General features: G+C 61.7%; 19 protein-coding genes. 10 read left to right on the top strand and 9 right to left on the bottom strand.

Features of this window, described 5'->3' with window-relative positions:
- Positions 1 to 97: 97 nt before the first annotated feature.
- The 8 genes from ACE3O2_RS15710 (at position 98) to ACE3O2_RS15675 (ending at position 11,721) form a co-directional block, all read left to right on the top strand.
- Positions 98 to 970: a DMT family transporter gene (locus ACE3O2_RS15710; RefSeq protein ID WP_374339090.1), complete on the top strand. Its 873-nt coding sequence runs from the start codon at positions 98 to 100 to the stop codon at positions 968 to 970.
- 88 nt (positions 971 to 1,058) lie between these two features.
- Complete coding sequence (locus ACE3O2_RS15705) at positions 1,059 to 2,186, top strand: M14-type cytosolic carboxypeptidase (RefSeq protein WP_374339088.1); 1,128 nt, start codon at positions 1,059 to 1,061, stop codon at positions 2,184 to 2,186.
- A 69-nt stretch (positions 2,187 to 2,255) separates the two neighbouring features.
- Positions 2,256 to 3,413 carry a cardiolipin synthase ClsB gene (gene clsB, locus ACE3O2_RS15700; protein WP_374339086.1) on the top strand — a complete coding sequence of 386 codons (1,158 nt, stop codon included), beginning with the start codon at positions 2,256 to 2,258 and terminating at the stop codon, positions 3,411 to 3,413.
- Positions 3,414 to 3,520: 107 nt separating this feature from the next.
- Positions 3,521 to 4,303 carry a sterol desaturase family protein gene (locus ACE3O2_RS15695; protein ID WP_374339084.1) on the top strand — a complete coding sequence of 261 codons (783 nt, stop codon included), beginning with the start codon at positions 3,521 to 3,523 and terminating at the stop codon, positions 4,301 to 4,303.
- Positions 4,293 to 5,147: a fatty acid desaturase gene (locus tag ACE3O2_RS15690; RefSeq protein ID WP_374339082.1), complete on the top strand. Its 855-nt coding sequence runs from the start codon at positions 4,293 to 4,295 to the stop codon at positions 5,145 to 5,147. The genes ACE3O2_RS15695 and ACE3O2_RS15690 overlap by 11 nt, the downstream gene beginning before the upstream one ends.
- 8 nt (positions 5,148 to 5,155) lie before the next feature.
- A complete protein-coding gene (locus tag ACE3O2_RS15685) occupies positions 5,156 to 7,051 on the top strand; it encodes an iron-containing redox enzyme family protein (protein ID WP_374339080.1) in 1,896 nt (631 codons plus the stop codon).
- Entirely contained in the window at positions 7,048 to 7,935 is an 888-nt protein-coding gene (locus ACE3O2_RS15680; protein ID WP_374339078.1) for a hypothetical protein, read from the top strand. The genes ACE3O2_RS15685 and ACE3O2_RS15680 overlap by 4 nt, the downstream gene beginning before the upstream one ends.
- A 57-nt stretch (positions 7,936 to 7,992) precedes the next feature.
- Positions 7,993 to 11,721, top strand: a complete 3,729-nt coding sequence (locus ACE3O2_RS15675; protein WP_374339076.1) for a M48 family metallopeptidase — start codon at positions 7,993 to 7,995, stop codon at positions 11,719 to 11,721.
- Here the strand turns inward: ACE3O2_RS15675 and ACE3O2_RS15670 are convergent, their stop codons facing one another.
- From ACE3O2_RS15670 to def, 9 genes are all read right to left on the bottom strand, one after another.
- Positions 11,722 to 12,720 carry a hypothetical protein gene (locus ACE3O2_RS15670; protein ID WP_374339074.1) on the bottom strand — a complete coding sequence of 333 codons (999 nt, stop codon included), beginning with the start codon at positions 12,718 to 12,720 and terminating at the stop codon, positions 11,722 to 11,724.
- Between the two features lie 61 nt (positions 12,721 to 12,781).
- Positions 12,782 to 14,806 (bottom strand): FAD-dependent oxidoreductase, encoded by a 2,025-nt coding sequence (locus ACE3O2_RS15665; RefSeq protein ID WP_374339072.1) that lies wholly within the window; start codon positions 14,804 to 14,806, stop codon positions 12,782 to 12,784.
- 96 nt (positions 14,807 to 14,902) lie between these two features.
- A complete protein-coding gene (locus ACE3O2_RS15660; RefSeq protein ID WP_374339070.1) occupies positions 14,903 to 16,198 on the bottom strand; it encodes a sigma-54-dependent transcriptional regulator in 1,296 nt (431 codons plus the stop codon).
- A complete protein-coding gene (locus ACE3O2_RS15655; RefSeq protein WP_374339068.1) occupies positions 16,195 to 18,318 on the bottom strand; it encodes an ATP-binding protein in 2,124 nt (707 codons plus the stop codon). The genes ACE3O2_RS15660 and ACE3O2_RS15655 overlap by 4 nt, the downstream gene beginning before the upstream one ends.
- Complete coding sequence (locus ACE3O2_RS15650) at positions 18,315 to 18,881, bottom strand: DUF4390 domain-containing protein (protein WP_374339066.1); 567 nt, start codon at positions 18,879 to 18,881, stop codon at positions 18,315 to 18,317. The genes ACE3O2_RS15655 and ACE3O2_RS15650 overlap by 4 nt, the downstream gene beginning before the upstream one ends.
- Positions 18,856 to 20,124: a 16S rRNA (cytosine(967)-C(5))-methyltransferase RsmB gene (gene rsmB, locus ACE3O2_RS15645; protein ID WP_374339064.1), complete on the bottom strand. Its 1,269-nt coding sequence runs from the start codon at positions 20,122 to 20,124 to the stop codon at positions 18,856 to 18,858. The genes ACE3O2_RS15650 and rsmB overlap by 26 nt, the downstream gene beginning before the upstream one ends.
- A 76-nt stretch (positions 20,125 to 20,200) precedes the next feature.
- Entirely contained in the window at positions 20,201 to 21,073 is an 873-nt protein-coding gene (htpX, locus tag ACE3O2_RS15640) for a zinc metalloprotease HtpX (protein WP_168878244.1), read from the bottom strand.
- A gap of 83 nt (positions 21,074 to 21,156) precedes the next feature.
- Entirely contained in the window at positions 21,157 to 22,080 is a 924-nt protein-coding gene (gene fmt, locus ACE3O2_RS15635; protein ID WP_374339061.1) for a methionyl-tRNA formyltransferase, read from the bottom strand.
- 54 nt (positions 22,081 to 22,134) lie between these two features.
- On the bottom strand, positions 22,135 to 22,638 hold the full coding sequence (gene def, locus ACE3O2_RS15630; protein WP_168878246.1) for a peptide deformylase: 504 nt from the start codon (positions 22,636 to 22,638) through the stop codon (positions 22,135 to 22,137).
- A gap of 204 nt (positions 22,639 to 22,842) precedes the next feature.
- Between def and ACE3O2_RS15625 the strand changes: the two genes are divergently transcribed.
- Both ACE3O2_RS15625 and dprA read left to right on the top strand, forming a co-directional pair.
- The gene (locus tag ACE3O2_RS15625) at positions 22,843 to 23,862 is read left to right on the top strand and encodes a LysM peptidoglycan-binding domain-containing protein (protein WP_374339058.1); all 1,020 of its coding nucleotides are present in this window, start codon (positions 22,843 to 22,845) and stop codon (positions 23,860 to 23,862) included.
- A 9-nt stretch (positions 23,863 to 23,871) separates the two neighbouring features.
- Entirely contained in the window at positions 23,872 to 24,945 is a 1,074-nt protein-coding gene (gene dprA / locus ACE3O2_RS15620; protein WP_374339056.1) for a DNA-processing protein DprA, read from the top strand.
- Positions 24,946 to 25,011 lie beyond the last annotated feature (66 nt).

Here is a 25,011-nt window from a genome sequence, read left to right as displayed (position 1 = left end):
TTTATGTCTCCATGAGAAACAATATTGTTCCTGAAAATGGATTTTTCACCACAAGGAAACAAAAGACAATACCGCATCTTCTCAACGAGTGACCATCATGCCTGCTACTACCCTGACTGACCGTCTGTGCATGGTCCTGTCCATGCTGCTCTCCGGCACCATCGGCTGGGCGGTAACCGTTTCCGGGCAAGCCCCCGCGACGGTCGTGCTGTTCCGTTGCCTGATCGGCGCCATGGCCTTGGCCTGCTGGCTGCTGCTACGCCGCCAGTGGCAACCTTTGAGCCGCGCCGCACTGGGCTGGATCCTGCTGGGTGGGCTCGCGCTCAGCCTCAACTGGCTGGCGCTGTTCAGCGCCTACCGTTACAGCAGTCTGTCCGTGGTGACTCTGGTCTACCATCTGCAACCCCTGCTGCTGTTGATACTGGCCGCGCGCTGGCAAGGCGAACGGTTGCCTGCAGGCATCTGGGGCAGCTTGTTGCTGGCCTTGAGCGGTGTGCTGCTGACCTGTGACCTGAATCCGGGTGACTGGCAGCATACCCAGTGGCAAGGGCCACTGCTGGCCGCGCTGGCCGCCTTGCTGTATGCCTTGGCGACGTTGCTGATCCGGCAAGTCAAGCAGGTCCCTCCGGCACAGATTGCCACCTTGCAGCTCGGCTTCAGTGGCGTGATGTTCCTCCCGGCTGCAGCGGGGCTGTCACCGATGGCCGTTGCGGCCAGCCTGCCAGTACTGCTGATCCTGGGGCTGGTGCACACCGCAGGCATGTACCTGCTGATGTACCGCGCTTTCCAGCGGCTCCCCGCCGCCGAAATCGCCATGTTGTCCTATCTGTATCCGGTCACCACCCTGCTGGTGGATCGGCAGGTCTTTCACGTACAGCTTCACGCCGGACAGTGGCTGGGCGTAGCACTGATCCTGCTTGCCTTGCTGCGCCAACAACAGCTGCAACGAAAAGCACGACCGCAGGCTTAGACTTCGGTAAAATTCAGTCACAAAAGCGCTCGTACCATAACAACAAAACCCGGTCTGCACGACCACACCGATCAGGATGGACAAACCGATGAAAATCAGCAGTTGTTTTGACGCCGGCAGCATCGTGGTAGACAGCATGGAACACGCAGGCGATATCCGCCTGCAGGTTCGCCACGACAGCAATTCCGAATTCGCCCAATGGTTCTACTTCCGCTTGCAAGGTGCTGCCGGGCAGGCCTGCCAGATGCGTTTCCTCAATGCCGCACAATGTGCCTACCCGAAGGGCTGGGTGGACTATCAGGCGGTGGCCAGTTATGACCGTCAGCACTGGTTCCGTGTGCCCACCCAGTTCGATGGTCAGGTACTGACCATTCAGCACACCCCGGAAGAGGACAGCATTTACTACGCCTATTTCGAGCCGTACAGCTGGGAGCGTCACCTGCAATTGATCGGCCAGGCGCAAAGCTCGCCGCGCTGCAAGGTTCGTGATCTGGGCAATACGCTGGATGGCCGCGACCTCAATCTGCTGGTGATCGGCGATGAAGCACCGGGCAAGCGCAAGGTGTGGCTAACCGCTCGCCAGCATCCGGGCGAAACCATGGCCGAGTGGTTTGTTGAAGGCACCCTGTCACGCCTGCTGGACGAGCAGGATGCCTTGGCCGGCGCCTTGCTCGACAAGGCCACCTTCTACGTGGTGCCCAATATGAATCCGGATGGCAGCTGCCGTGGCAACCTGCGAACCAATGCCGCTGGCACCAATCTGAACCGTGAGTGGGCCAACCCGACGATGGAAAAGAGCCCGGAGGTGTGGCTGGTGCGCGAAGCCATGCGCGAGATTGGCGTGGACCTGTATCTGGACGCCCACGGTGATGAAGCCTTGCCATACAACTTTGTGGCGGGCAGCGAAGGCAACCCGGGCTATAACGCCCGCCGTGAAGCACTGGAAAACAGCTTCAAGGCGGCCTGGCTGGTACATAACCCGGATTTTCAGGATACCTATGGCTACGAACGGGATCATTTTGGTGAAGCCAACATGACCCTGTCGACCAACCATATTGCGGATTACTTTGACTGCCTCGCCTACACCATCGAGATGCCGTTCAAGGATAACGCCAACCGGCCAAACGCCTTGTATGGCTGGAACGGCGAACGCAGCAAACAGCTGGGTGCATCGGTGCTGCACCCGATCGCGGCGGTCATCGACCAGCTACGCTGAGTCCACAGCCCGCCATAGCCAACCCGGCGGGCCTCGCCCGACCGGGTTTACTGGAGATGACCTCCTGACATGGCGTACCGCTCTGGCCATAGCCTGACCCTGCTGCGTGACGGGACGGCGTTTTTCCCGGCGCTGCTGGCTGCCATCGACGCAGCAAAGCACAGCGTGTGGCTGGAAAGCTATCTGTATGAGGCGGACGACACCGGCCTGCGGGTGGCCGATGCCCTGATGGCTGCCGCACGGCGCGGGGTACAGGTCAATCTGCTGCTGGATGGCTTTGGGGCGTATGCCTTGCCGGAGTCGCTGCGGCAAACGCTGGCAGCGGCAGGGGTACGCCTGCTGTTTTTCCGGCCCGAGATCAACCGCTGGGGGCTGCATCTGCAGCGTTTGCGCCGCCTGCACCGCAAGCTGGCGCTGGTGGATGGCCATACCGGCTTCATCGGTGGCATCAATATCCTCAACGACTGCGACGAGCCAGATGACCCGCCGCGCTACGATTATGCAGTACGGGTGCGCGGCCCGGTCTGCCTCGATATCAGCCGGGTGATGCGGCAGTTGTGGCAGCGCGAGTGCTGGTTGCAGTTCCGCATGCACTGGCTGCACCGGCTTCCTCGTCATGGCCGCAGCGAAAGCCCGGGCCAGCAGCTGGCGGCACTGGTGGTGCGCGACAATGTCCGGCATCGCCGCGCCATTGAAACCGCCTACCTGCATGCGCTGCGGCAGGCCCGTCAGGAGATCATCCTCGCCAATGCCTACTTCCTGCCCGGCTTCCAGTTTCGTCGTGCCTTGCTGGCAGCGGCACGTCGCGGTGTGAAGGTCACCCTGCTGCTACAGGGGCGGCTGGATCAGGCTTTGCTGCAGTTTGCCTGTCGAGGCCTGTATCGGCAGCTGCTGGCAGCGGGTATCGAGGTGGTGGAGTACCGGCGCGGCTATATGCACGCCAAGGTGGCAGTGGTGGATGGCCGCTGGGCCACCGTCGGCTCCAGTAATATTGACCCTTTCTCCATTTTTCTGGCGCGGGAAGCCAATCTGCTGGTCCAGGATCATGGCTTTGCCCGCAGCTTGCGCGATGACCTGCGGCAGATGATTGCCGCGTATGGCGTACGCATTGATCAGGCCACCCTTCAGCAATCCCGCTGGTGGTACCGTATCGTACCTTGGCTGGCTTATCAGTGTGTCCGCATGCTGATGGGCCTAGCAGGCATTGGCGGTCGACAGCAGGAATAGGGCATGGCAATACCTTCCAGTATCATGGCTTGCACCTGCCAGACGCAAAAGATGCAACCCTCGCGGCAACGCTGCCGCTTCATTCACCAACCCGTACAATCGCCATCATGATGATGTATCCCGTTTTGCTGCCCAATGGCTACGAACCTTCGCTGACTGAGGTCATGGTGGGCGGTGTGGTTTTTTTCGGCGCCATTTATTTCGGTTTTGCCCTGCTCAACCTGCTGCTGCAAAAGGGGCTGCGCACTCTGGGCATCGGGCGCGTGCTGGACCCGCGTCCCCTGCGGCCACAGCAGGTCTGGCGGGAGATCGGCTGGTCCTCCCTGTCCATCCTGCTGTTTGGCACCGGCATGGTCTTCCCGTGGATGGTGCTGAAGCTGGGCTGGTCAAACGCTGTGATGGATGCCGGGATACCCCGTATCCTGCTGGAAATGCTGGCCTTACTGCTGTGGAACGACATCCATTTCTACCTGAACCACCGCTTGTTGCATACCCGCTGGATGTTGCCGCGTTTTCATGTGCAGCATCACCGCAGCCATGTCACGACGCCGTTCTCCACCTACGCCTTCCACCCGGTGGAAGCCTTGCTGCTGGGGAATGTGTTGCTGTTGCCCATGATCGTGCATGATTTCAGCTGGCAAGCCATGCTGTCGCTGCCTTTGCTCAGCCTGTTGCTGAACAATATCGGTCATGCCAACTATGACCCGTTTCCTGCCCAGGGGGGGCGCAGCTGGTTGACCTCCAGCCGCCGTCATCACCTGCACCATGCCTGCTCGCGGGGCAATTTCGGCTTCCTGCTGCCCTTCATGGACCAGCTGTTCCATACCGATTTGCCGGATGATGCAGCGGATCGCGTGCTGCAGGCGCACCAGTCACGCCATGCTGCGTAACCGGCGCGATGTGCAGAGCCTGGCCTACCTGCTGGCCGCCCCCCTGCTGGTGGCCTGGCAGTGGCGGCACGGCTTCAGCCTGCCGCTGTACCTGCTGCTGCTGTTCCTGACCCTGGGCATCGGGGTGATCAACCACAACCACTCGCATCTGCCGATGTGGCGTCATCGTGGTCTCAATCGCTTGACCACGCTGTGGGTCAGCCTGCTGCAAGGCCACCCGGCCTTTGTGTTCCACCCGGCGCACGTGGCCAACCATCATCGCTACCATCACGGTGAGCAGGATGTCGCCCGCACCTACCGATTTGGCGGCGACCACAATCACCTGCTCGGCTACCTGCTGCATCCGGTGGTGGTGATTCCGGTCCTCTATCCCTTGTTCTGGCATTATCTGGGCCGCTTGCAGCATCGCCGTCCGGCGCTGTGGCGCGCCTGCCTGCTACAGTACGGCTGGCTGCTGTTGCTGTGGGGAGTGCTGCTCTGGCTGTCGCCTGGCAAAACCCTGCTCTATGTGCTGCTGCCGCAGCTTCACGGCCTGCACTGGCTACTGGCCACCAACTACCTGCAGCATGCCCATGCGGATGGACATTCGCCGCTCAACTTTGCCCGCAACTTTGACGGCCTGATCAACCCGCTGTTGCTCAATATCGGCCTGCATACCAGCCACCACCGCCACCCCAAGGCGCACTGGTCGCAGCTGACGCACTTGCAGCAACGATACCGCGATCAGGTAGACCCGCGCCTGAACGAGCGGGGGCTACTGCCCTATATGTTCCGTGTCTACCTGCTGGGGCTGATCTGGCCCCGCTACCGTAGTCAAAGCCTGATGACGTTCACCCCTCACTGAGGACTGACATGCCCACACCCTTCCAACGTGTCTATCTCGATGCGGCCAGCCACTATCTGCCAGGCGAACCGGTCGACAACACGGCCATGGACCAGTACATCGCGCCGCTGAACCGGCTGTCCAACCGCATCAAGCAGCGCATTCTGGCGGAGAACGGCATTGAGCAACGCCACTACGCCATCAACCCGCAAGGGGAAACCGTACAGTCCCACGCCACCATGGCGGCAGAGGCCATCCGTCGGGCCGTACAGCAAACCGAACTCTCGCTCAGCGACATCACTTTGCTGGCCGCAGGCTCCTCAGGTGGCGATGCGCTGATGCCCGGTTTTGCCAACCTGATCCAGGGTGAATTGTCGGCCCCGCCGATGGAAACCCTCAGCAGCCAGGGCGTGTGTGCCTCCGGGGTCACGGCGCTGAGCCATGCTGCCATGGCACTCGAACTGGGCAGCCATGAGCGGGCGCTGGTGGTGGCCAGTGAGTTGCCGTCACGCATGTTCAAGAAAAGCCGTTTTGCCCCGCGCGACTACCACGCCGACTTCGATGCCCATTTCCTGCGCTGGATGCTCTCCGACGGCGCGGGCGCCATGTTGCTCAGCCGCACCCCTCGTGCGCGTAACGGCATACGCCTGCGCCTGAAATGGGTACACCAGCGCTCCTTCTCCGGCGATTACCCGGTATGCATGCAGCTTGGCCTGCCGCAAGGCGGCAGCAAGAGCTTCCTCGACTACGATTCCTGCGCCGATGCCGAACGTGATGGCGCACTCTCCTTGCGGCAGGATATTCGTCTGCTGCCGCATCTGTTCGACATCGGCATTCATGAGTATGTGAAGCTGGTACAGGAAGGCTGGCTGCATCCGGACCGCGTCAGCCACTTCCTCTGCCATTACTCCTCCGAGCGCTTCATCCCGGTGGTGGAAGAGCTGATGGCCAAGGCACAGCTGTCCATTCCGCGCGAGCGCTGGTACAGCAATCTGAAATGGCGCGGCAATACCGGCTCGGCCTCCATCTTCATCATGCTGGCCGAGTTTCTGGAAACGCACACCCTGCAGCCTGGCGACACCCTGTTCTGTTACATCCCGGAATCCGGCCGCTTCACCACGGCCTTCCTGCTGCTGGAGGCCGAAGCGGCCGACCAGCCGCTGCCCAAGCCGGTTGCACAACCCCTCGTCCAGCCCGCGCGTGAAGCGGAGGTTCCCGCTCCGCATGATCCACAACACAGCGACCCACGGCTTTCCCGGCTACTGCAGGCGCTGGCGGTGATCTGGCATGACTACCGATCACGAGCCTGGCGCACCCCGATGATCCGCAAGCTGCGTGAACAGCGTTTCACGTGGAACGATTACCGGCAATGGATGGCCTGCTGGATTCCTCAGGTACGAGAAGGCAGCCTGTGGATGCGTGAAGCAGTCGCCTCACTGCAAGCCCCGTTTGAAGCGCTGGGCGAGCTGGTTACCGAGCACGCCAATGATGAGCAGTTTGACTTCAACATCCTGTTTCAGGATTATCAGGCCGCTGGTGGCGAAGCCCAGCGCATAGAGGATTTGCGCCGCAACGCGGGCGGGGAAGCCTTGAACAGCTATATGCACGCGCTGGCCAGCACGCCGAATCCCATCGGTCTGCTGGGTGCCATCTACATTATCGAAGGCACCGGACAACGCATCATCCCCGCGCTGTTGCCGCTGCTGAAAAGCCAGCTGCAGCTGCCGCCCAATACCTACCGCTTTCTCGATTATCATGGCAGCAACGACGAGCACCACCTGCAGCGCTGGCTGCGAGCAGTGATGCTGGCGCTGCAGGCGGAACCGGGCGAGCGCGTGGCGGAGCAGATCATCCGCACCGCAGAGCGCACCGCGCAGCTGTACCTGATGCAGTTTGAACATGTACTGGAGGACGTGGACGCATGAAGCAGCTACCGGATTTTCTGGACACCGAGTACGACCCGCGCGACCCCTCACCCTGGCTCTCGCTGTATCTGGACCAGAGCACCCCGCTGCCAGACCCGGTCAAGCGGGCCTGGCTGCGTGACTCCAGCTCCCGCTCGCGCCAGTTCGTACTGCCCTTCCTGCGACCGCTGGCCCGCACCCTGATCATCCTGATTCAGGTGCTGAAGGTGGTGCTGCCACGGCGCTGGGCCGCCTCGCGGCTGCTGCACTGGCTACTGGCCTTTGGCCTCAAGCACTTTGTCACGCCGGAAGCCAACTGGCTGATCCTGCGCCACTTCCACCTCGGCGCACAGATTCTCGAATTCATTGCCCACAATTCGCCACAGCCGGTCAGTACCAACCCGCTCAAGCCCGTCACCATCGACGAATTGAAGGACGAACTGTTTCTCAAGCACGACCTCAACCTGTTCAACTTCGTGATCCGCCTTAACCGGGCGCTACGCGAGCATGGGCAGCAACTGGGACCGGTATCCCAGCCGGATTTCAGCATGCTGCACGAACCGCCGGTACCGCTGGAGAGCATGCCCCGCCGCTGGCACAACTTCCTCGACCTGCAGAGCGCCATTGAGCTATTCACTCCAATGTACCAGCTGTTCCTCACCGACAACGACTTCTGGCGCGCCAGCAACTCGCTGCAACTGGACGAAACCATCGGCATCTACGCCGCCCGCATTCTCGGCGCCCCCGAGCACCTGATCCTGCTCAACAACAAACACCCGCTGGTACCGCTAAGCACCCTGCGTGCCGGTTTCCGCCTGGTACTGCACGGCCTGAGCACCGAAATGCTGCATGCCCTTTTGGTCATGCGCCAGCAGCAACAGGCATGCGATAATCCTTCATCATGATGACGATGCGCTGATTCTCTGCTCCTGTAGCGCATCACCTCTACCGGAGCTTGCTGGATGACTGCACCGTCTGATTTACGGAACACCCTGACCCGGCCCTCAGGCCGCTACCGCAGCCGGGCTTGGATGGCCATGCTCGCCTTGCTGGGCTTCCTGCTGGCCTACCTGGGCTTGGCAGGCTGGTTTGGCTATATCGCCTGGTACACCTTTGCCGGCGATGGAATCACCATTCATGACAGTAGCCCAGGTATTGGCCTGCTGGCCGGATTTCTAAGTTTTTTCATGATCAAGTCGCTGTTCTTTGTCCGTCGTGGCAAGTATGAGGACGGAGATGAGATCAAAGCCGCTGATGCACCACGCCTGTTTGCCTTCCTGCACCAATTGGCCGATGAAGCGCGCGCGCCACGCCCCAAGCGGGTTTACCTGTCGAAGCGGGTCAATGCCAGCGTGTTCTATGACCTGAGTTTCTTCAATTTCTTCTTTGCCTCACGCAAAAACCTGGAAATTGGCCTGCCACTGGTCAACATGCTGAATGTCACCGAGTTTCGTGCTGTACTAGCCCATGAATTTGGTCACTTTGCCCAGCGCAGCATGGCTGTCGGTCGCTGGGTATACATTGCCGGGCAAATCGCCAGCCATCTGGTCCACAAGCGTGACTGGCTGGATAGCCTGTTGCTGCAACTGTCCTATACTGACTTCCGTATTGCCTGGCTGGGCTGGGTACTGCGGCTGATCATCTGGGCAATCCGTTCCATGCTGCACAGCCTGTTTCTGCTGGTGGTACTGGCAGAACGCGCATTATCCCGCGAGATGGAATTCCAGGCCGATCTGGTGGCGGTATCCCTGACCGGCAGCGACGCCCTGATCCATGCGTTGCACAAGCTGCATGCGGCAGAGGATACCTGGGGCCGTACCATGAGCCTCATGGAGCAGCAAATCCGCCAGAAGCGAGTGCCGGAGAATGTGTTTACCATCCAGCAACATTTCTTGCTGCGTATGCAGCAATTACTGGATGACCCTCTTTATGGTGTCGCTCCACCCGTCCCCTTGAAACAACCCGAACAGCACCGGGTGTTTGTTACCGAGCTGGCCCAACCTCCAAAAATGTGGTCCTCACACCCGTTCAGCCATGAGCGAGAGGCTAATGCCAAACGGATCTATCTCGCCGCTCCCATTGACGATGAGACCGCTTGGAGCCTGTTTGATCAGCCAGAAGCCCTGCAGCTGAAAACCGCGCGCCAACTGGTCAAGGATGAGGAGGTAGAGTGGATTGCCAGCACTGAGGTATGTGCTGAACTGGACCGGAGTTTTGCACGTGAGCTGTTCAATCCACGCTACCGTGGAGCCTATCGCTGGCGAGCACTGGGTCTGCATACCGAAAATCTGGATGCGTTGTACCTGCCATTGCAAAACGTTCACCCTTCCGCCATGCAGCAACTGTACCCAGCCGAATTGCGTGACTGGCTGGATGAACAAAGCGAACTGGAACGCGAGCGGGATCTGCTGCAAGCCGTGCAAGACGGTATCTATGAAAGTACAGACGGCCTGCTGCGGCATCGAGGCCGCCTGCTGCGTCGCAAACAGCTGCCACAAGCCATTGCACAAGTCCAAGCCGATCTGGACGCCGTCAATCACCGGATCCGAGAGCACGATGCCCGCGCCCGCTCGATCCCGATGGCACTGGCCAAGCAAGCAGGGCAGGGCTGGCCGGAGCGACTGCGCAGCCTGTTACGTCTGGTGCACTACACCGAGCATGCCCAGCAAGATATTGAAGATGCCTTTGGCCTATTCCGGAACACGCTGGCCATTGTCACCGCCAGCAGGGTCACTGAAGCCAGCATGGATCGGCTGCTGCAGGACTCTATCGTCTTGCACTCCGCCCTTAAAAATGTGTATGACGACAGAAGTAGCATTCGTCTTGACTTGGCACTGCAAGATGAAAGCGGTCACTCAAGCTGGACTGACTGGTTGGGAGACTTTGGCCTCAACCCGGCCAATAGTGACAATATCAACGACTGGATTGCCGCCTCCGAGAACTACGTTCAGTTCACCGTCAGTTGCCTTGAGGGACTGCATAATGCAGCACTGACTGTGCTTTTACAGAATGAGCGTGCGCTGGTTGAGGCAGTTGAAGCGCGACAAGTGCCAGAAGCGTCCGCTGCACTGACTGTACCGCAGCACTATACCGTCCGTCCGCCCGCCAAGCTGCGTCCACGTCAGAAAAAACTGGACTGGTGGGCACGCTTCCTCCACGCCGATAGCGGATATCTGGCGGCAGTCCGCTTCGCCATCGCGGTCAGCATCGTCGGCTTTGTACTACTCACCACGTACAGCAGGGACGAGCTCGACGTGCATGTATACAATGGCCTCGGGCAAACGGTCGTCGTTCAGATTGGCGATTATGAACAACCGGTCTCAGCAGGCAGCCATATCACATTCCGCGTCGATTACGCCGGCAGCCTGCCGATTCGAACCCAGACCCAATCCGGTCTACTTATCGAGGCCTTTGATGCCCCGGTCAGCACGCTGGAGGGCAAACCTTTTTATAATGTCGCTGCTGCCATCCCATTACGGGAATGGGATGTCCACTACCAGTATCCCGGTGCGGACAACGAAGTCTTGCACAGTGATCGCTGGTTTGGCAGTCAGGCCCGGTTGCTGCTTGAAACACCGCCATCAACATCGAGCGAGCGCGTTATACGAGCCTTGGCAGTACCGGATGACCCTTTTCCGCTGCTAAGCACACTACCCACCACTGAGCAGGCGCGCCTGATCAGTCTGCACCTCCGGCATGACCTGCCAGACAGCGCACAATTATGGGATTGGTTACGTCAAGCCGGTCACTTGCCGGATGCACGCCAGCGTTTGCAGCAGCGAGTACATGACTACCCGGAGGATGTATTGGGCTGGCGCAGCCTGCAGGATATGGGGGATGAGGAAAAGCAGGCTACGTGTCGCCAACTGCAGGCCCGAAATACCTTACCCGAGGCGGATCATCAGTACCTGCTGTTCCGTTGCTTACCTGAAACCCAACAGAATCAAGCTGCGCAAGCAGGGGTTGCTCGCTGGGCCGATAACCCCTGGTGGAATGTTGCCGCTGGCTATGCCGCCTTAGATCACGCCGCTTGGTCTGATGGTGCGCGCTACCTGCAGAAAGCAACGGCGCACCAGCAGCTCAAATCACAGCTGTCCAGCGAGCTGGTTCGTGTGCAGCGCGCGGCTCACCTGACGCCAGATCTGGTCGAAGGTACCGATGAAGCCATGAAGATTTCACTGGAGACGGACACACCGCTCAGGCCTGGCTCCGTCGAGCATGCCTTCTACCAGCTATACCATGGTGAGTTGAATCTGCAAGCCAATACCGTCAGCGAACAACCAGAGGCGTGGCCTCGCTTGTTGCGGCTCAGCGCCGCCTCACCGGGTGCCCCCGACGGTCAGATCAAGGCTGCTTTGGCCTTGCCAGGCAAAGACGGGATTGACGTACTCAGTTTTTGGTCGGCCTGGGCGCTGGCTCAACGTGAGCATGCCGCCCCTCCAGACTTGGCAGCACTACCCACCGACTTCCAAAAGAGATGGCTGCCCATCATGCAACCACTCCAGCAAGCCTTGTTGAAGCGGGATTTCAAGACGGCCGAGCAATTGGGCCAGAAGTTACCACTCGTTCTGCGTGGCCAAGTCTATGTGATGGGTGTGGTGCTGTATGGTGAACATGCGCCGAAAACATGGCTACCCTTGGCAAGGGCATTGTCGCTACCACTTGAGCGTCCGTGGCTACCCCAGACTTGATCAGGGTACAGCGTTGGCCGCCGGTGATTCTGCGGCCAGTGCGGACTCTTCGTCGTAACGACGCATGATGGCGGCGCGCAGCGGGGCGAGTTCGGTGGTGTTGTCGAACTCCAGCAGGTCGTCGTCAAAGCGCAGGCCGAGTTGCAGCCAAATCAGGGGCAGGTCCGGGCTCACCGGTTCTTCGCGCATCTCCTGATACAGGTCGCGGAAGGTAGCACCGCCGTCGACCCCATCCAGCGTGGTCAGTACACGATCCAGGCTGGTGTAGTCGGCAATGCCGCGCGTCTCGCGGTTAAGGTGGCGCAGGGCATCCATAAAGCCGATCTGGTTGTCGCTCTGCTGCCGCAGGCGCAGGTCGGCCTGCATGCAGTAGTACACGCCGGCCCAGTACACCCGGCTGCCGTTCATCGGGTAATCCAGCCCGCGCTCGCCCATTTTGGGGATGGCTTGCCACATGCTGCGCACCAGCCCTCGCCAGGCCTGGGTTTCGTTGATCGCGCCAATTTTGGCGCGCACCAGTGTGGCACTGTAGTCGGCCACGCCTTCCAGAAACCAGAACGCCTTGTTGGGCAGCATGGGGGTGCCAAGATGGATCATCTCGTGGATCAGCAAACCGTCCCGATTCAGCGCGTCCAGCGTAGCCTTGCGGCCCAGGGTCACCCGTAGTGCCGGGTACGGTTGCCCCCAGGCGATACCGGCCAGCACCCGGTCCCCCTCGGCACTATCAACCAGCACCTCGACCCGATCGACCGGGAAACGCCCATAGAAGGCGGAGACCCATTGCGCACGCTGCTCAATCCAGGCCACAACCTCCGCTTGAGACAAGCTCAGGTCTTGCGCCTGGAAGGCCACATCCATCACCGCACCTTGCACCTCCAGCCGGGTTTTGGGCAGCGGCGCCAGTGCGCGGTAGAGGTTAGCCGGGTTCAGGTCCTGTGCCTGGGCCGTGCCACAGCACAGCAGCAGTATGAGCAGGAGGCGGGAGAGAAGAGGGTGCATGGGGCGAGTCTACCGCCTTTGTGGCGGCAGACCCAGCCCTGGGGCAGGAAGAAGTCTTCCGTCAGAGGCCAGCCGCGAGGCGCGAGCCCTGGTCAATGGCGCGCTTGGCGTCCAGCTCGGCGGCCACATCTGCGCCACCAATCAGGTGCACCGGCTTACCGCTCGCCACCAGCGCCGCATGCAGCGCTCGTTGGGGTTCTTGCCCGGCACAAATCACCACGTGATCCACCGGCAGCAGTTGCGGCTGACCGTTGACAGTGATGTGCAGTCCTTCATCGTCCACCTTGTCGTACTGCACGCCGGAGAGCATCTGCACGCCCTTGTTTTTCAGGCTGGTACGGTGAATCCAGCCGGTGGTCTTGCCCAGCCCGTCGCCCACCTTGCTGCTCTTGCGTTGCAGCAGGTAAATCTGGCGCGGGCTGTGCGAGGCTGCCGGGCCACCGGCACGCAGGCCACCACGGTGCGACAGCTCGCCATCAATGCCCCACTCCTGCAGGAAGGCGGGCAGGTCCAGACTGGTGGGCGTGCCCTCATGGGACAGGTATTCCGCCGTATCAAAGCCAATCCCACCGGCACCGATAATGGCCACCCGCTCGCCTACCGGCTGCTTGTCCCGCAGCACATCCAGATAGCTCAGCACCTTCGGGTGATCACTGCCGGGAAAGCTGATCTGCCGTGGCAGGATGCCGGTTGCCAGTACCACTTCGTCAAAGTCCAGCAGCTGTTCCGCGCTGGCACGCTGGCCCAGCTTGACCTCGACCTGATGTTTCGCCAGCTGGGTGCGGAAGTAGCGCAGGGTTTCATAGAACTCTTCCTTGCCCGGCACCTGTTTGGCGACATTGAACTGCCCGCCAATCTCGCTGCTGGCCTCAAACAGGGTCACCTGATGGCCGCGCTGGGCGGCCACCGTGGCGCAGGCCAGACCCGCTGGCCCCGCCCCCACCACCGCGATGCGCTTGGGCTGCGCGGTGGGCAGGTAGTTCAGCTCGGTTTCATGGCAGGCGCGCGGGTTGACCAGACAGCTGGTCATCTTGGCCTGGAAGATATGATCCAGACAGGCCTGATTGCAGCCGATACAGGTATTGATTTCGTCCGCACGCTGTTCCGCCGCCTTGCGCACAAATTCCGGGTCTGCCAGGAAGGGGCGGGCCATCGACACCATGTCGGCACTGCCTTCCGACAGGATCTGCTCGGCTACTTCCGGCGTGTTGATGCGGTTGGTGGTCACCAGCGGGATACGTACGCTGCCCTTGAGTTTGCGCGTCACCCAGGCAAAGCCACCGCGCGGCACCATGGTGGCAATGGTCGGGATGCGGGCTTCGTGCCAGCCAATGCCGGTGTTGATCAGCGTGGCACCGGCCTGCTCGACGGCTTGTGCCAGCGCCACGATCTCGTCCCAGTTGCTGCCTTGGTCGACCAGATCCAGCATCGACAGGCGGTAGATAATGATGAAGTCAGACCCCACCGCCGCACGTACCCGGCGCAGGATCTCCAGCGGGAAACGAATGCGGTTCTCGAAACTGCCCCCCCACTGGTCGGTGCGGTGATTGGTCTTCGGCGCAATGAACTGGTTGATCAGGTAGCCTTCCGACCCCATCACCTCAACACCATCGTAACCGGCTTGCTGGGCCAGCCGGGCACAGCGGGCAAAGTCGGCAATGGTTTGCTCGATACCGGCTTCATCCAGCGCAACGGGCGGGAAGGGATTGATCGGCGCTTGCAAGGCACTGGGCGCCACCGGGTCCAGCTGGTAGGAATAGCGCCCGGTATGCAGGATCTGCAAGCAAATCTTGCCGCCCTCGGCGTGCACCGCATCGGTAACGATACGGTGATGCGGCACTTCCTGCTCATCGACCAGCTTGCTGGCCCCGGCCATCACCACGCCTTTGTCGTTGGGGGCCACGCCACCGGTCACAATCAGGCCGACACCGCCCCGGGCCCGCTCGGCGTAAAACGCGGCCATGCGCTCGAAACCCTGCTCGGCTTCTTCCAGCCCGGTATGCATCGACCCCATCAGAGTACGATTGCGCAAGGTGGTAAAGCCCAGGTCCAGCGGGGCCAACAGGTGCGGGTAAGCGGTGGTCATGGCGAGCTCCGGCAATCTATCAAGCAAACGCTTGGTAGTTTAAACGGGTCGCCGACACCCTGCAATGGGTGTCGGTTCAACCTTGGAGAGGCGGTATCAGTCGTCGCCGCTGTTGTGACGGCGGCCTACCTGCACGCCCAGCTGCTTGAGCTTGCGGTACAGGTGGGTGCGCTCCAGCCCTACGCGTTCGGCCACCTGACTCATGTTGCCGCCGGCCTGCTTCAAGTGATATTCCAGATACAGGCGCTCGAATTCGTCCCGCGCTTCGCGCAGGGGCTGGTCGAACGACACGCCGGTCATCGGCAGGGCCGGTGCAGCCTCAGGCGCGCGCGGCGCACTGCTGGACAGGCGCAGCAGCGCCTGCACATCGTCCGCACTGATCTCTTCTTCGCTGGCAGTCAGGGCGGCAGACTGCACCACCTGCAGCAGCTCCTGATGGTTGCCTTGCCAGCCGTGCTGCCGCAGCTGGTTGAGCGCGGCAGTGGCAAAGCGGCGTTGCGGTGCCTTGCGGGCTTCGATCAGCTGCGTGAGCAATTGATTGGCCAGGTCCGGCACATCATCCGCATGCAGACGCAGCGGCGGCACCACCACCGTCAGCCCTGCCAGCGCCTGATACAACGTCGCATCAAACTGCCGCTCGGTCACCAGTGGCAGCAGCGGCTGGCTGGAGGTGACCACCAAGCGGGCGTGAAACTTCTCCAGCTTGTTGACCACCAGCATCAGGCCCTGCTGTGCCCGTCGCGGCAATTCAGCCACTTCCGGCACATACAGCAAGCCGTCGCGCGCCTGCTCCAGCAAGCTGAGCGGGGCGTCAATCAGGGTTTGTGGATTATTGACAGTCACCCACGGTGAGTTTGGGGTGTACAGGTAGCGGGCACACGGTTCAAACGCCACGCCATACTCGCCGGTCAGCAGCACCGGCCGCCGCTGCTGCAATACCTGATCCAGCTTGGCCTTGAGGTCCACAATGGCCTCACCCTTGCCCAAGCTGGCCAGTGTTTGCTCCGGGTGGTGCTGGGCACCGCCGCGCTTCAAGGCCCGCTGCACGGTCGACAGCAGCTTCTGCAAGGCAATCGGCTTTTCCATGAAGTCCAGCGCGCCGATGCGGGTGGCCTCCACCGCGGTATCAATGGTGGCATGGCCCGACATCATGACCACCGGCATGGTCAGCTGTCCGGCTCGAGCCCATTCCTTGAGCAAGGTGATGCCATCACAATCCGGCATCCAGATGTCAAGCAGCACCAGATCCGGCCGCTGCTGATTCCGGAAGGTCCGTGCCTGGGCCGCATTCTCGGCCAGCTTGACCCGATAACCCTCGTCTTGCAGGATTTCCGACAACAATTCCCGGATGCCCATTTCGTCATCGACGATCAGGATTTCGTTTCCGCTCATACGTCTCCCTCTGGCGGCGTGGTGACTCTTGGCAGTACCAGCGTCACACTGGCCCCCTGTGGCTCACGGTTCTGTATGCTCACGCTGCCGTGATGCTCTTCGCAAATCTTTTTGACAATGGCCAGCCCCAGCCCGGTCCCCTTGGCCTTGGTGGTCACATATGGCTCAAACACCCGGGCCAGCATGTCCGGCGGAAAACCCGCACCATTGTCCTGCACCACCAGCGTGGCCGAAGCATCCGACAGCTGCAGGTGCACTTCAATACAAGGCGCTTCCGTACCCGATACCGCATCTTGTGCATTTTGCAACAGATTATGCAACACCTGTCGTAATCTTGTCGCATCCCCCATCACCAGCACGGCACGATCACATAGCCTTGCCTGCACCCAGCCGCTGCTCTCATACAGGGTGAGTACCTCGCGCACTAGCGCATTCAGGTCCAGCATCTGCAGCACCGTCTTCGGCGCGCGCGCATATTCCTTGAAGTCTTCCACCATGTTTTTCAGGGCAGCCACCTGATTGACAATGGTCTGCGTACTGCGCGCCAGCATGTCGGCATCCTGCTGCGCCAGCTTGTCAGACAGCTTGTGCTGCAGCCGCTCGGCCGACAGCTGGATGGGCGTCAGCGGGTTCTTGATTTCATGGGCCAGCCGCCGTGCCACCTCGCCCCAGGCCGCTTGGCGCTGGGCCTGCATCAGGTCGGTAATGTCGTCAAACACCAACACAAAGCCATGGCCAGCGCCCGGCATGCGACTGCCGCGCAACAGCAGCACCTGACTACCACGAGGGCCGACCAGCTCCAGCTGTGCATGCCAGCTGTCCTGCCCCACACCGCTGAAACCCTCCACCACCCGCTGGGCAAATTCAGCCAGCTGCGGCATGCGACGGCCCCATGCCGCCAGCGCCGTGCCCTGCAATTCATGCATCGGCACCCCGAGAATGGCGTCGGCACCGGCATTGCTGGAGCGCAGACCAAAGCCGGCATCGAAGGCCAGTACGCCGGCGGTCAGATTGGCCAGCAGGCTGGCAAGGTATTCGTTGGCGGCGGCAAGCGCCTGCTGCTGCTGCTCCACGCTGTCACGCGCCTCGGCCAACTGTCGGGTCATGCGGTTGAATTGCAGCGTCAGCACCCCCAGCTCGTCCTTGCTCAGCACCGTTTGCCGCTGGCTAAAATCGCCCTGCGCCACCGCGCGAGTCCCCGCCGCCAGAACCGACAGCGGGGCAGACAGGCGGCTGGACAGGTAAAACGCCAGTGCCATCACCAGCAGCAGGATCAGTAGCAGCGATAGCGTCAGCGTCACCGAATAGATCAGCTGCAGGTTGCCGCGCGAGAGTGCCAGCGTCTTGTAATCACGGCGGATGTTTTCCAGCACCTCGGCATCATCGGCAAGCTGACGGGATACCGGTTGCTGCAGCAGCAGCATGCGGCCATCGCCGCCCAGCCCGCCTGGCTTCAACGCCACCAGCACCCGCACCTTGAGCTCGTGCTCATTCTCGGCGGCGTTTTCCACCACCGACCACGGCCCGCTGCGCGCCTGCAGCAATTCATTCTGTGCTGGCTGAGCGGGCGACTCGCTACCCGCATACGCTAGCAAGGAGCCCCGGCTGGTAAAGATTCCCAGCTGGGCAATGTCCTGCTGCTCACGCAGTCGCCCCAGCAGGCTCAGCAGGTCCGCGTCCTTCGCCTCGTTCAGCTGCCGGGCAATGCTGAGGGCCACCCGCTCCTGTTCCTGCCGGACGTGGTCCAGCGCCACCTGCCCGAGGTTCAAGCCCCGGTCCAGCGCCGTATCCACCCGTACATCAAACCAGGTCTCGATACTGCGGGTCAGGAACTGGAACGAAACGGTATACACCAGTGCACCGGGCAATACGGCCACCAGTCCAAACATCAACACCAGCCGCAAGGTCAGCTTGGAGCCAAACACCCCGGCTTTCAGCTTCTTGCGCAGGTTCCACAACTGCCAGCCAACCAGCGCCAGCAAGCCGACCGCCACCACACCGTTGAGCAACAACAACAGGTTGTAGTGGTTGGACAGCCGGCTGCCATTGGCTGCCGCGCTGGCCAGCAGGTACAGCATGATCCCGGTCACCAGTGCTGCCAGTATCACCAGGCGCTTCATGGTGCCGCCTCCGGGGAGAAGGAAAAGCTTTGCCAGTCGGAACCCAGGTTCCAGTCCGACGAGGTCAGGGTCCGGATCTGGAAGGTTTGCGGCAGCTGCTGACTATCCAGTTGCAGACGGATGCGGCCTTGCAGGTCACCCAGTTCCCGCAGCCCACCTTTTTCCAGCACCAGCCAGCCACTGGGGGTACACAAAGCCCCCAGCGCAGCATCCAGCCGTGGATAGCCGCGGTATAACCCGCCATAGCTGAGGCGGTACTGCCGGGTCAAGGCAGAATAGCTGAGCTTGTAGTTGCGCTGCAGGGTCACCACCGTGCTGTCAAACCACAGCTTCCGATGGCGAATCAGCTCAAAATCCAGCACAAACCCCAGCGTCATGCCCTGCTGCAGCGCATCCTCCAGGGTGGGAGGCAGGCTGCAGGCAAAGCGGGCGGACAGCAAATAACCCTCGTCGCCCAGTTGCACCTTCGCCTGGCGGAAGGCGATATCCGCCTGCGCCAGTGTACTCACCAGCAGCAGGCCAACGAGCAGCGCCCGCTTAAGCAAGCTTGCGCAGCCGGGCATAAAAGAAACCGTCCTGCTGCGCGTCCGGCAGCAGTTGCAGGGTGGCCACGTCATCGCCCAGCGGTATCAGCATCGCATGGGGCTGTCGCTCCAGAAAGGCCACCACCTGCTGCTGGTTTTCCGCCCGGAAAATGGAGCAGGTGGCATACAGCAGCTCCCCACCCACCGCCAGGCAGGGCCAGATGGCATCCAGCAGGGCGGCTTGCTGGCGGGCAAACTGCTCGATATCCGCCGGGCGACGGTGCAGCTTGATGTCCGGATTGCGCCGCACCACCCCCGAGGCGCTGCATGGCACGTCCAGCAGGATGCGGTCAAACGGCTGCCCGTCCCACCAGGCTGATGGCTGACTGGCATCACCGCACAGCAGCGTGGCCCGCTCCCCCAGCCGGTCCAGATTGTCCTGCACCCTTTGCAGACGGCTGGCATCCACATCCAGCGCCGTCAGCTGCAAACGATGCCGCTCCAGCAGGTGGCCGGTCTTGCCACCCGGTGCCGCGCAGGCATCCAATACCCGCATGCCGTCTCGCGCATCCAGCAAGAGGGCGGCCTGTTGTGCACCCAAGTCTTGCACGGAGACCGCGCCCTCGCTAAAGCCCGGCAAGCGGCTGACCGGCACGGGTGTCTGCAACAATAACCCCGCTTCACCCACGGCCGTCGCACTGAGCCCCTCGTCGGCCAGTCGCTGCTGATACGCCGCCAGGGTTTGCTGGCGCAGGTTGACGCGCAAACCCATGGGTGGATGCAGCAGCCCGGCTTCAGCAATCTGCTTCCAGCGCTCCGGGTAGCTTTGCCGTAGCTGGTTGACCCACCAGCCGGGCAGGGCATAGCGACTGGCGGGGTCATTTCCGGCCTGCTCCAGCAGGCTGCGGCGCTCACGCTGGAAACGACGCAGAATGGCATTGGCCATCCCCTTGGCGGGCGGCAGCCAGCGCGCCACCTGCCGTACGGCATGGTCAACGATGGCGTAAGGCGCCGCTGCCGTATGCTGCAGCTGGTACAAGGCCACCAGCAGGACCAGCCGCACGCGTGGGTCTTCCGGCGGGCGGGTCATCATCTGCTTGAGCACGGCATCCAGTGTGCCGTAATGGCGCAAGGTGCCATAGCACAGGTCGCGGATGCCGCCCCGTTGCTGCGGGGTCAGCTCGGTGTCGTGTTGCAGGGTTTCGCTGAGCACCTCGGTGAGGTTGCGCCCGGCCAGGACCTGGCCGATCACCTCGGTGGCAACACGTTGTATCTGAAACATGGGATCACTGACTTCTGTTCTGGTCAGCGTGGATACTAACAAAAAACCGCCCCGGCGGGGCGGTGGTGTCCCATGCTTACCAGCCGGACGACGCCGATGGCCGCAACATGGCCAGCAAACGGGCCACGCGCTCCTCCGTCACCGGGTGCGTACGGAACAGCCCGGCCAAGCCCCCGCCATGCAAGGGGTTGATGATCATCATCTGCGCAGTTTCCGGATGCTGCTCGGCGCTGGGCATGACATAGCCTTGCGCGTAGCGTTCGATCCGCTGCAAGGCACTGGCCAGAGCTTGCGGGTCCCCACTGAGCAGGGCCCCGACCCGGTCCGCCTCAAACTCACGGGCCCGTGAAATCGCCATCTGAATCAACATGGCCGCCAGCGGCGCGAACAGGGCAATCACCAAGGCGAGCAGCGGATGAATCGGCCGCTCGTCGTCCCGCCCCCCGCTGCCGCCAAAAAACAGCAGGAATTGCGACAGATTGCTGACCGCACCGGCAATGGTAGCGGTCAGGGTCGACAGCAGGGTGTCCCGATGCAGGATGTGCGCGAGCTCGTGCGCCAGTACGCCGCGCAGCTCACGCTCGCTCAACAGCTGCAGCAGACCGCTGGTGACCGCCACCGCAGCATGCTGCGGATCGCGGCCGGTGGCAAAGGCGTTGGGTTGCGCACTGTGGATCAGGTAAACCGCGGGCATCGGCAATCCGGCTTTCTGTGCCAGCTCCGCCACCATGCGGTACAGCGGTGCGCCACTGCGGCTGTCCACCGGCTGGGCATGGTGCATACGCAGCACCAGCTTGTCGGACTGCCACCACGCCCACAGATTGACGGCTCCGGCCAGCAGCAGCATGATCAGCATGCCTGCGGCCCCGCCAAAGGCCATCCCCAATACCCCGAACAGCGCCGTCAAACCGGCCAGCAACGTGGCCGTCTTCAGCCAATTGCCCCACATCGCCCTCATCCTTGTGTCCATACGGAGAAACGCTCCGTGCGTAACCCTTAGATGAGGGGCAGGGTAAAAAATTCAATGTCTGATCAAAGGCCTAGCGTCACACCATCGGCCAGACCCTGCGCCCATTGCGCTGCGGGCTGGCGCTTGCCACCGGCGCGCTGCACCTCCAGCAAGCGCAAGCTGCCCTCGCCACACGCCACCATCACATGGCCAGCCTCATCCCGGTGCAACTGCCCGGCGGGCAGGTTCAGTGCGCCGGCCTCGGTAGCCGCCCACACTTTCAGCACTTCGCCCTGGTGGCGAGTCCAACAACCTGGCGCCGGATGAAAGGCACGAATGCGCCGCGCCAGCTCTGAGGCTGGCCGCTGCCACAGAAGCTCAGCCTCGGCCTTGTCGATCTTGCTGGCGTAGTTCACCCCTTCCGCTGGTTGCGGCACCGCAGCCAGCTGCCCCCCCACCCAGCGCGGCAGGTCGGCCACGATGGCCTGTGCGCCCATCTCCGCCAACCGGTCGTGCAGGCTGCCGGTGGTGTCTTCCGGCAAGATGGTGCAACGGTGGATCGACAGCATCGGTCCGGTATCCAGCCCAGCCTCCATCTGCATGATGGTGATGCCCGTTTCCGCATCGCCCGCTTCAATGGCGCGATGGATCGGTGCCGCCCCGCGCCAGCGCGGCAGCAGTGAAGCGTGGATGTTGAGGCAACCGTGACGCGGGATGTCTAGCACCCCCTGCGGCAGAATCAGCCCATAGGCGGCCACCACCATCACGTCTGCCTGCAGTTCGCGCAAGGCGTGCTGGACCTCGGCATCACGCAAGGTCGTGGGTTGCCACACCGGCAGGCCGTGCGCCAGCGCGCACTGCTTGACCGGGCTGGGGGTCAGCTTCATGCCGCGCCCCGCCGGACGATCCGGCTGGGTCAGCACCACAGGAATGTCGAATCCGGCGGTCACCAGCGCTTGCAGCGCCCGCTCGGCAAATACCGGTGTCCCGGCAAAAATCACACGCATGGGATTACCCTGAATCATGGAAATAGCAACGACGAACAAGCGTGTTCTGATGGCTTACAAATTCTGCCGTTCACGCTTCTTCAGTTTCTTCAGGATGCGGTCCTGCTTCATGCGTGACAAATGTTCGACAAACACTTTGCCGTCCAGATGGTCGATTTCATGCTGGATACAGATGGCCAGCAGCTCGTCCGCCTCCAGCTCATACGCTTCGCCCTGCAAATTGAGCGCGCGTACCGTCACCCGCTCCGCCCGGGTGACCTTGTCGTAGACGCCCGGCACCGACAGGCAGCCTTCTTCAGTCTCGCAGCGACCATCCCGCTTGAGGATTTCCGGGTTGATGAAATACTGCGGTTGTTGCCGGTCTTCGCTGATGTCGATCACCACCACCCGCTCGTGAACATTGACCTGAGTGGCCGCCAGACCAATGCCGCGCGCCTCGTACATGGTTTCCAGCATGTCGGCACACAGGGTGCGAATACGGTCGTCTACCACCGCAACGGGTTTGGCCACCGTGTGCAGTCGTGGGTCGGGATAATGCAAGATATTGAGGAGCGCCATGTTGCCTGCCTGTTGAAAACCTGATGTCATACGCCGATATCTGTTGCCAGCCTGAGAAAATGGATGCAGAATTTTCTCTATTTATCTGACATACTTGATGAAATTGCGTTCCATGCACCGTCAGCCCTGAGGAGTTCGGCGCGGACGCCCGAGTGACGACACAGTCGAGGTTGTAATATGCGTAAGGCCATTATATCGCTTCTCATGCTTGCCGCACTGGGCTTGGCAAAAGCGGATACCCTGCAACTGCAGGACAATCACCCGAATACCTATACCGTTCGTCGGGGAGACACCCTGTGGGACATCTCCGGCAAGTTCCTGAAACAACCCTGGCGCTGGCCGGAAATCTGGAACATGAACCGGGATGAAATCAAAAACCCGCACTGGATCTATCCGGGTGATCTGATCGTACTGGACATGGTAGATGGTCAGCCGCGTCTTTCCGTCTCGCGTGGCGCCACCATGAAGGGTGGCACCATCAAAATTCGTCCGCAGGTGCGGATTGAGGGGCTGGATGGCGACGCCATTCCTACCATTGCCTCGTCGATCATCGACCCCTTCCTGTCGCAACCCAAGGTCATTACCAACGAGCAGTTGCTGACCTCACCCCGCATCGGTGCCGGTGGTGAACTGCGCGTGGTGTTCGGTGCGGGCGACTACGTCTACGCCGAGGGCCTGGAAGGCCAGAAGCAGGGTAGCGTCTGGCAAATCTACCGTCAGGGCAAAGCCCTGAAAGACCCGGCGGACAAGGACGAAAAAATCATCCTCGGCCATGAAGCCCTCTATCTGGGTGATGCCCGGCTGGATGTGGTGGGCAAGGTCAGCAAACTGACCATCCTGCGTGCTGAGCGCGAAATCACTTATCACGACCGTCTGCTTGCCGCACCGGAGCCTTCGCTGCGTAACTACCAGCCGCATGCGCCGTCATTCCAGGTGAACGCACAAGTCGTCTCCAGCTATGGTGATATGGCAGAAGTCGGCCAGTACTTCATGGTGGTGCTGAACAAGGGCGCGCTGGATGGGCTGGAGGTGGGCCATGTGCTGCAGGCGCTGAAAGCCCCGCGCCTGATGCAGAAGGTCAACTCGTCCGACCCGGACCTGTACACCTTGCCGGAAGTGGCCGGAGAAGTGATGGTGTTCCGGGTGTTTGATCACCTGTCCTACGCCTTGGTGATGCGTTCAACCGACGTGATCAAGGCGCGTGACGTGGTGGTCAACCCGTAAGAGAAGCCCATGACCGAACACGAGGCCTGGTTGCGCCTCACACTGACGCCGGGCCTGGGCCCGGCGTCTTTGTTGGCGCTGCTGCAACGTTTCCATGAACCGCAGCATATCCTCACCCAGCGGGAAGCCGTACTGGCTGAGGTTATCCCGCGTAGGGTCGCGGCGGCTTTGCAGCACACGCCTGTCGATTTGCCTGCGCATCTGGACTGGCTGCAGCAAGCGGGCAACAGCCTGTTGACACTGGCCGATGCCGACTACCCGCCGCAGCTGCTGGAGATTCCTACCCCACCACCGGTGCTGTTCGTCAAAGGCAGGCGCGACTTGCTGGCCCAGCCTGCGCTGGCGGTGGTGGGTAGCCGCCACGCCACCACCGGTGGCTTTGATACCGCCCACAGTTTTGCCCGCAGCCTGTCGCAGGCGGGCTGGACCATCGTCAGCGGGCTGGCCGATGGCATCGACCGTGCCGCCCATCTGGGGGGGCTGGAGGGGCAAGGTAGCACCATTGCGGTGGTGGGCACCGGGCTGGATCGGGTGTATCCGGCGGGCAACCGGGAGTTGGCCCACCGGGTCGCCGCTCACGGGGTGTTGCTCTCAGAGTATGCGCTGGGTGCGCCGCCACTGGCTGGGCATTTCCCGCAGCGTAACCGTATCATTGCGGGCCTGGCGCGCGGCTGCCTGGTGGTAGAGGCTACCCTCAACAGTGGCTCGCTGATCACCGCCCGGCACGCTCTGGAGCAGGGGCGCGATGTGTTTGCCATCCCCGGCTCGATCCACGCGACACAAAGCAAGGGCTGTCACCGCCTGATCAAGGAAGGCGCCAAACTGGTGGAGTGTGCTGATGACATTCTGCAGGAATTGCCTGCCCATCCTGCCGCCACGCTCGCACCCGCCGCTGCGCCAGCAGATCTGGCAGCCCCTGCAGCAGACTGGCCACAGGGTCTGGAATATGACCCGATCGATCTGGATCAACTGAGCCTGCGCAGTGGTCGCAGCGCCGCAGAATTACTGCCGCTGCTGCTGCAGCTGGAGCTGGAAGGGCAGGTGGAAACGCTACCGGGTGGACGTTACCGTCGTCGCGGCTGAATACGACGACAATTTGCAATCGCAGCCTTTCCCGTTACACTGGAAAAAATACGTAACACGCCTCAC

This window comes from Leeia sp., assembly GCF_041909055.1.
In the GTDB taxonomy this organism is placed as follows: domain Bacteria; phylum Pseudomonadota; class Gammaproteobacteria; order Burkholderiales; family Leeiaceae; genus Leeia; species Leeia aquatica.
Note: the sequence above shows the minus strand (reverse complement) of the source record. Positions and strands in the feature narration are given on the sequence as shown.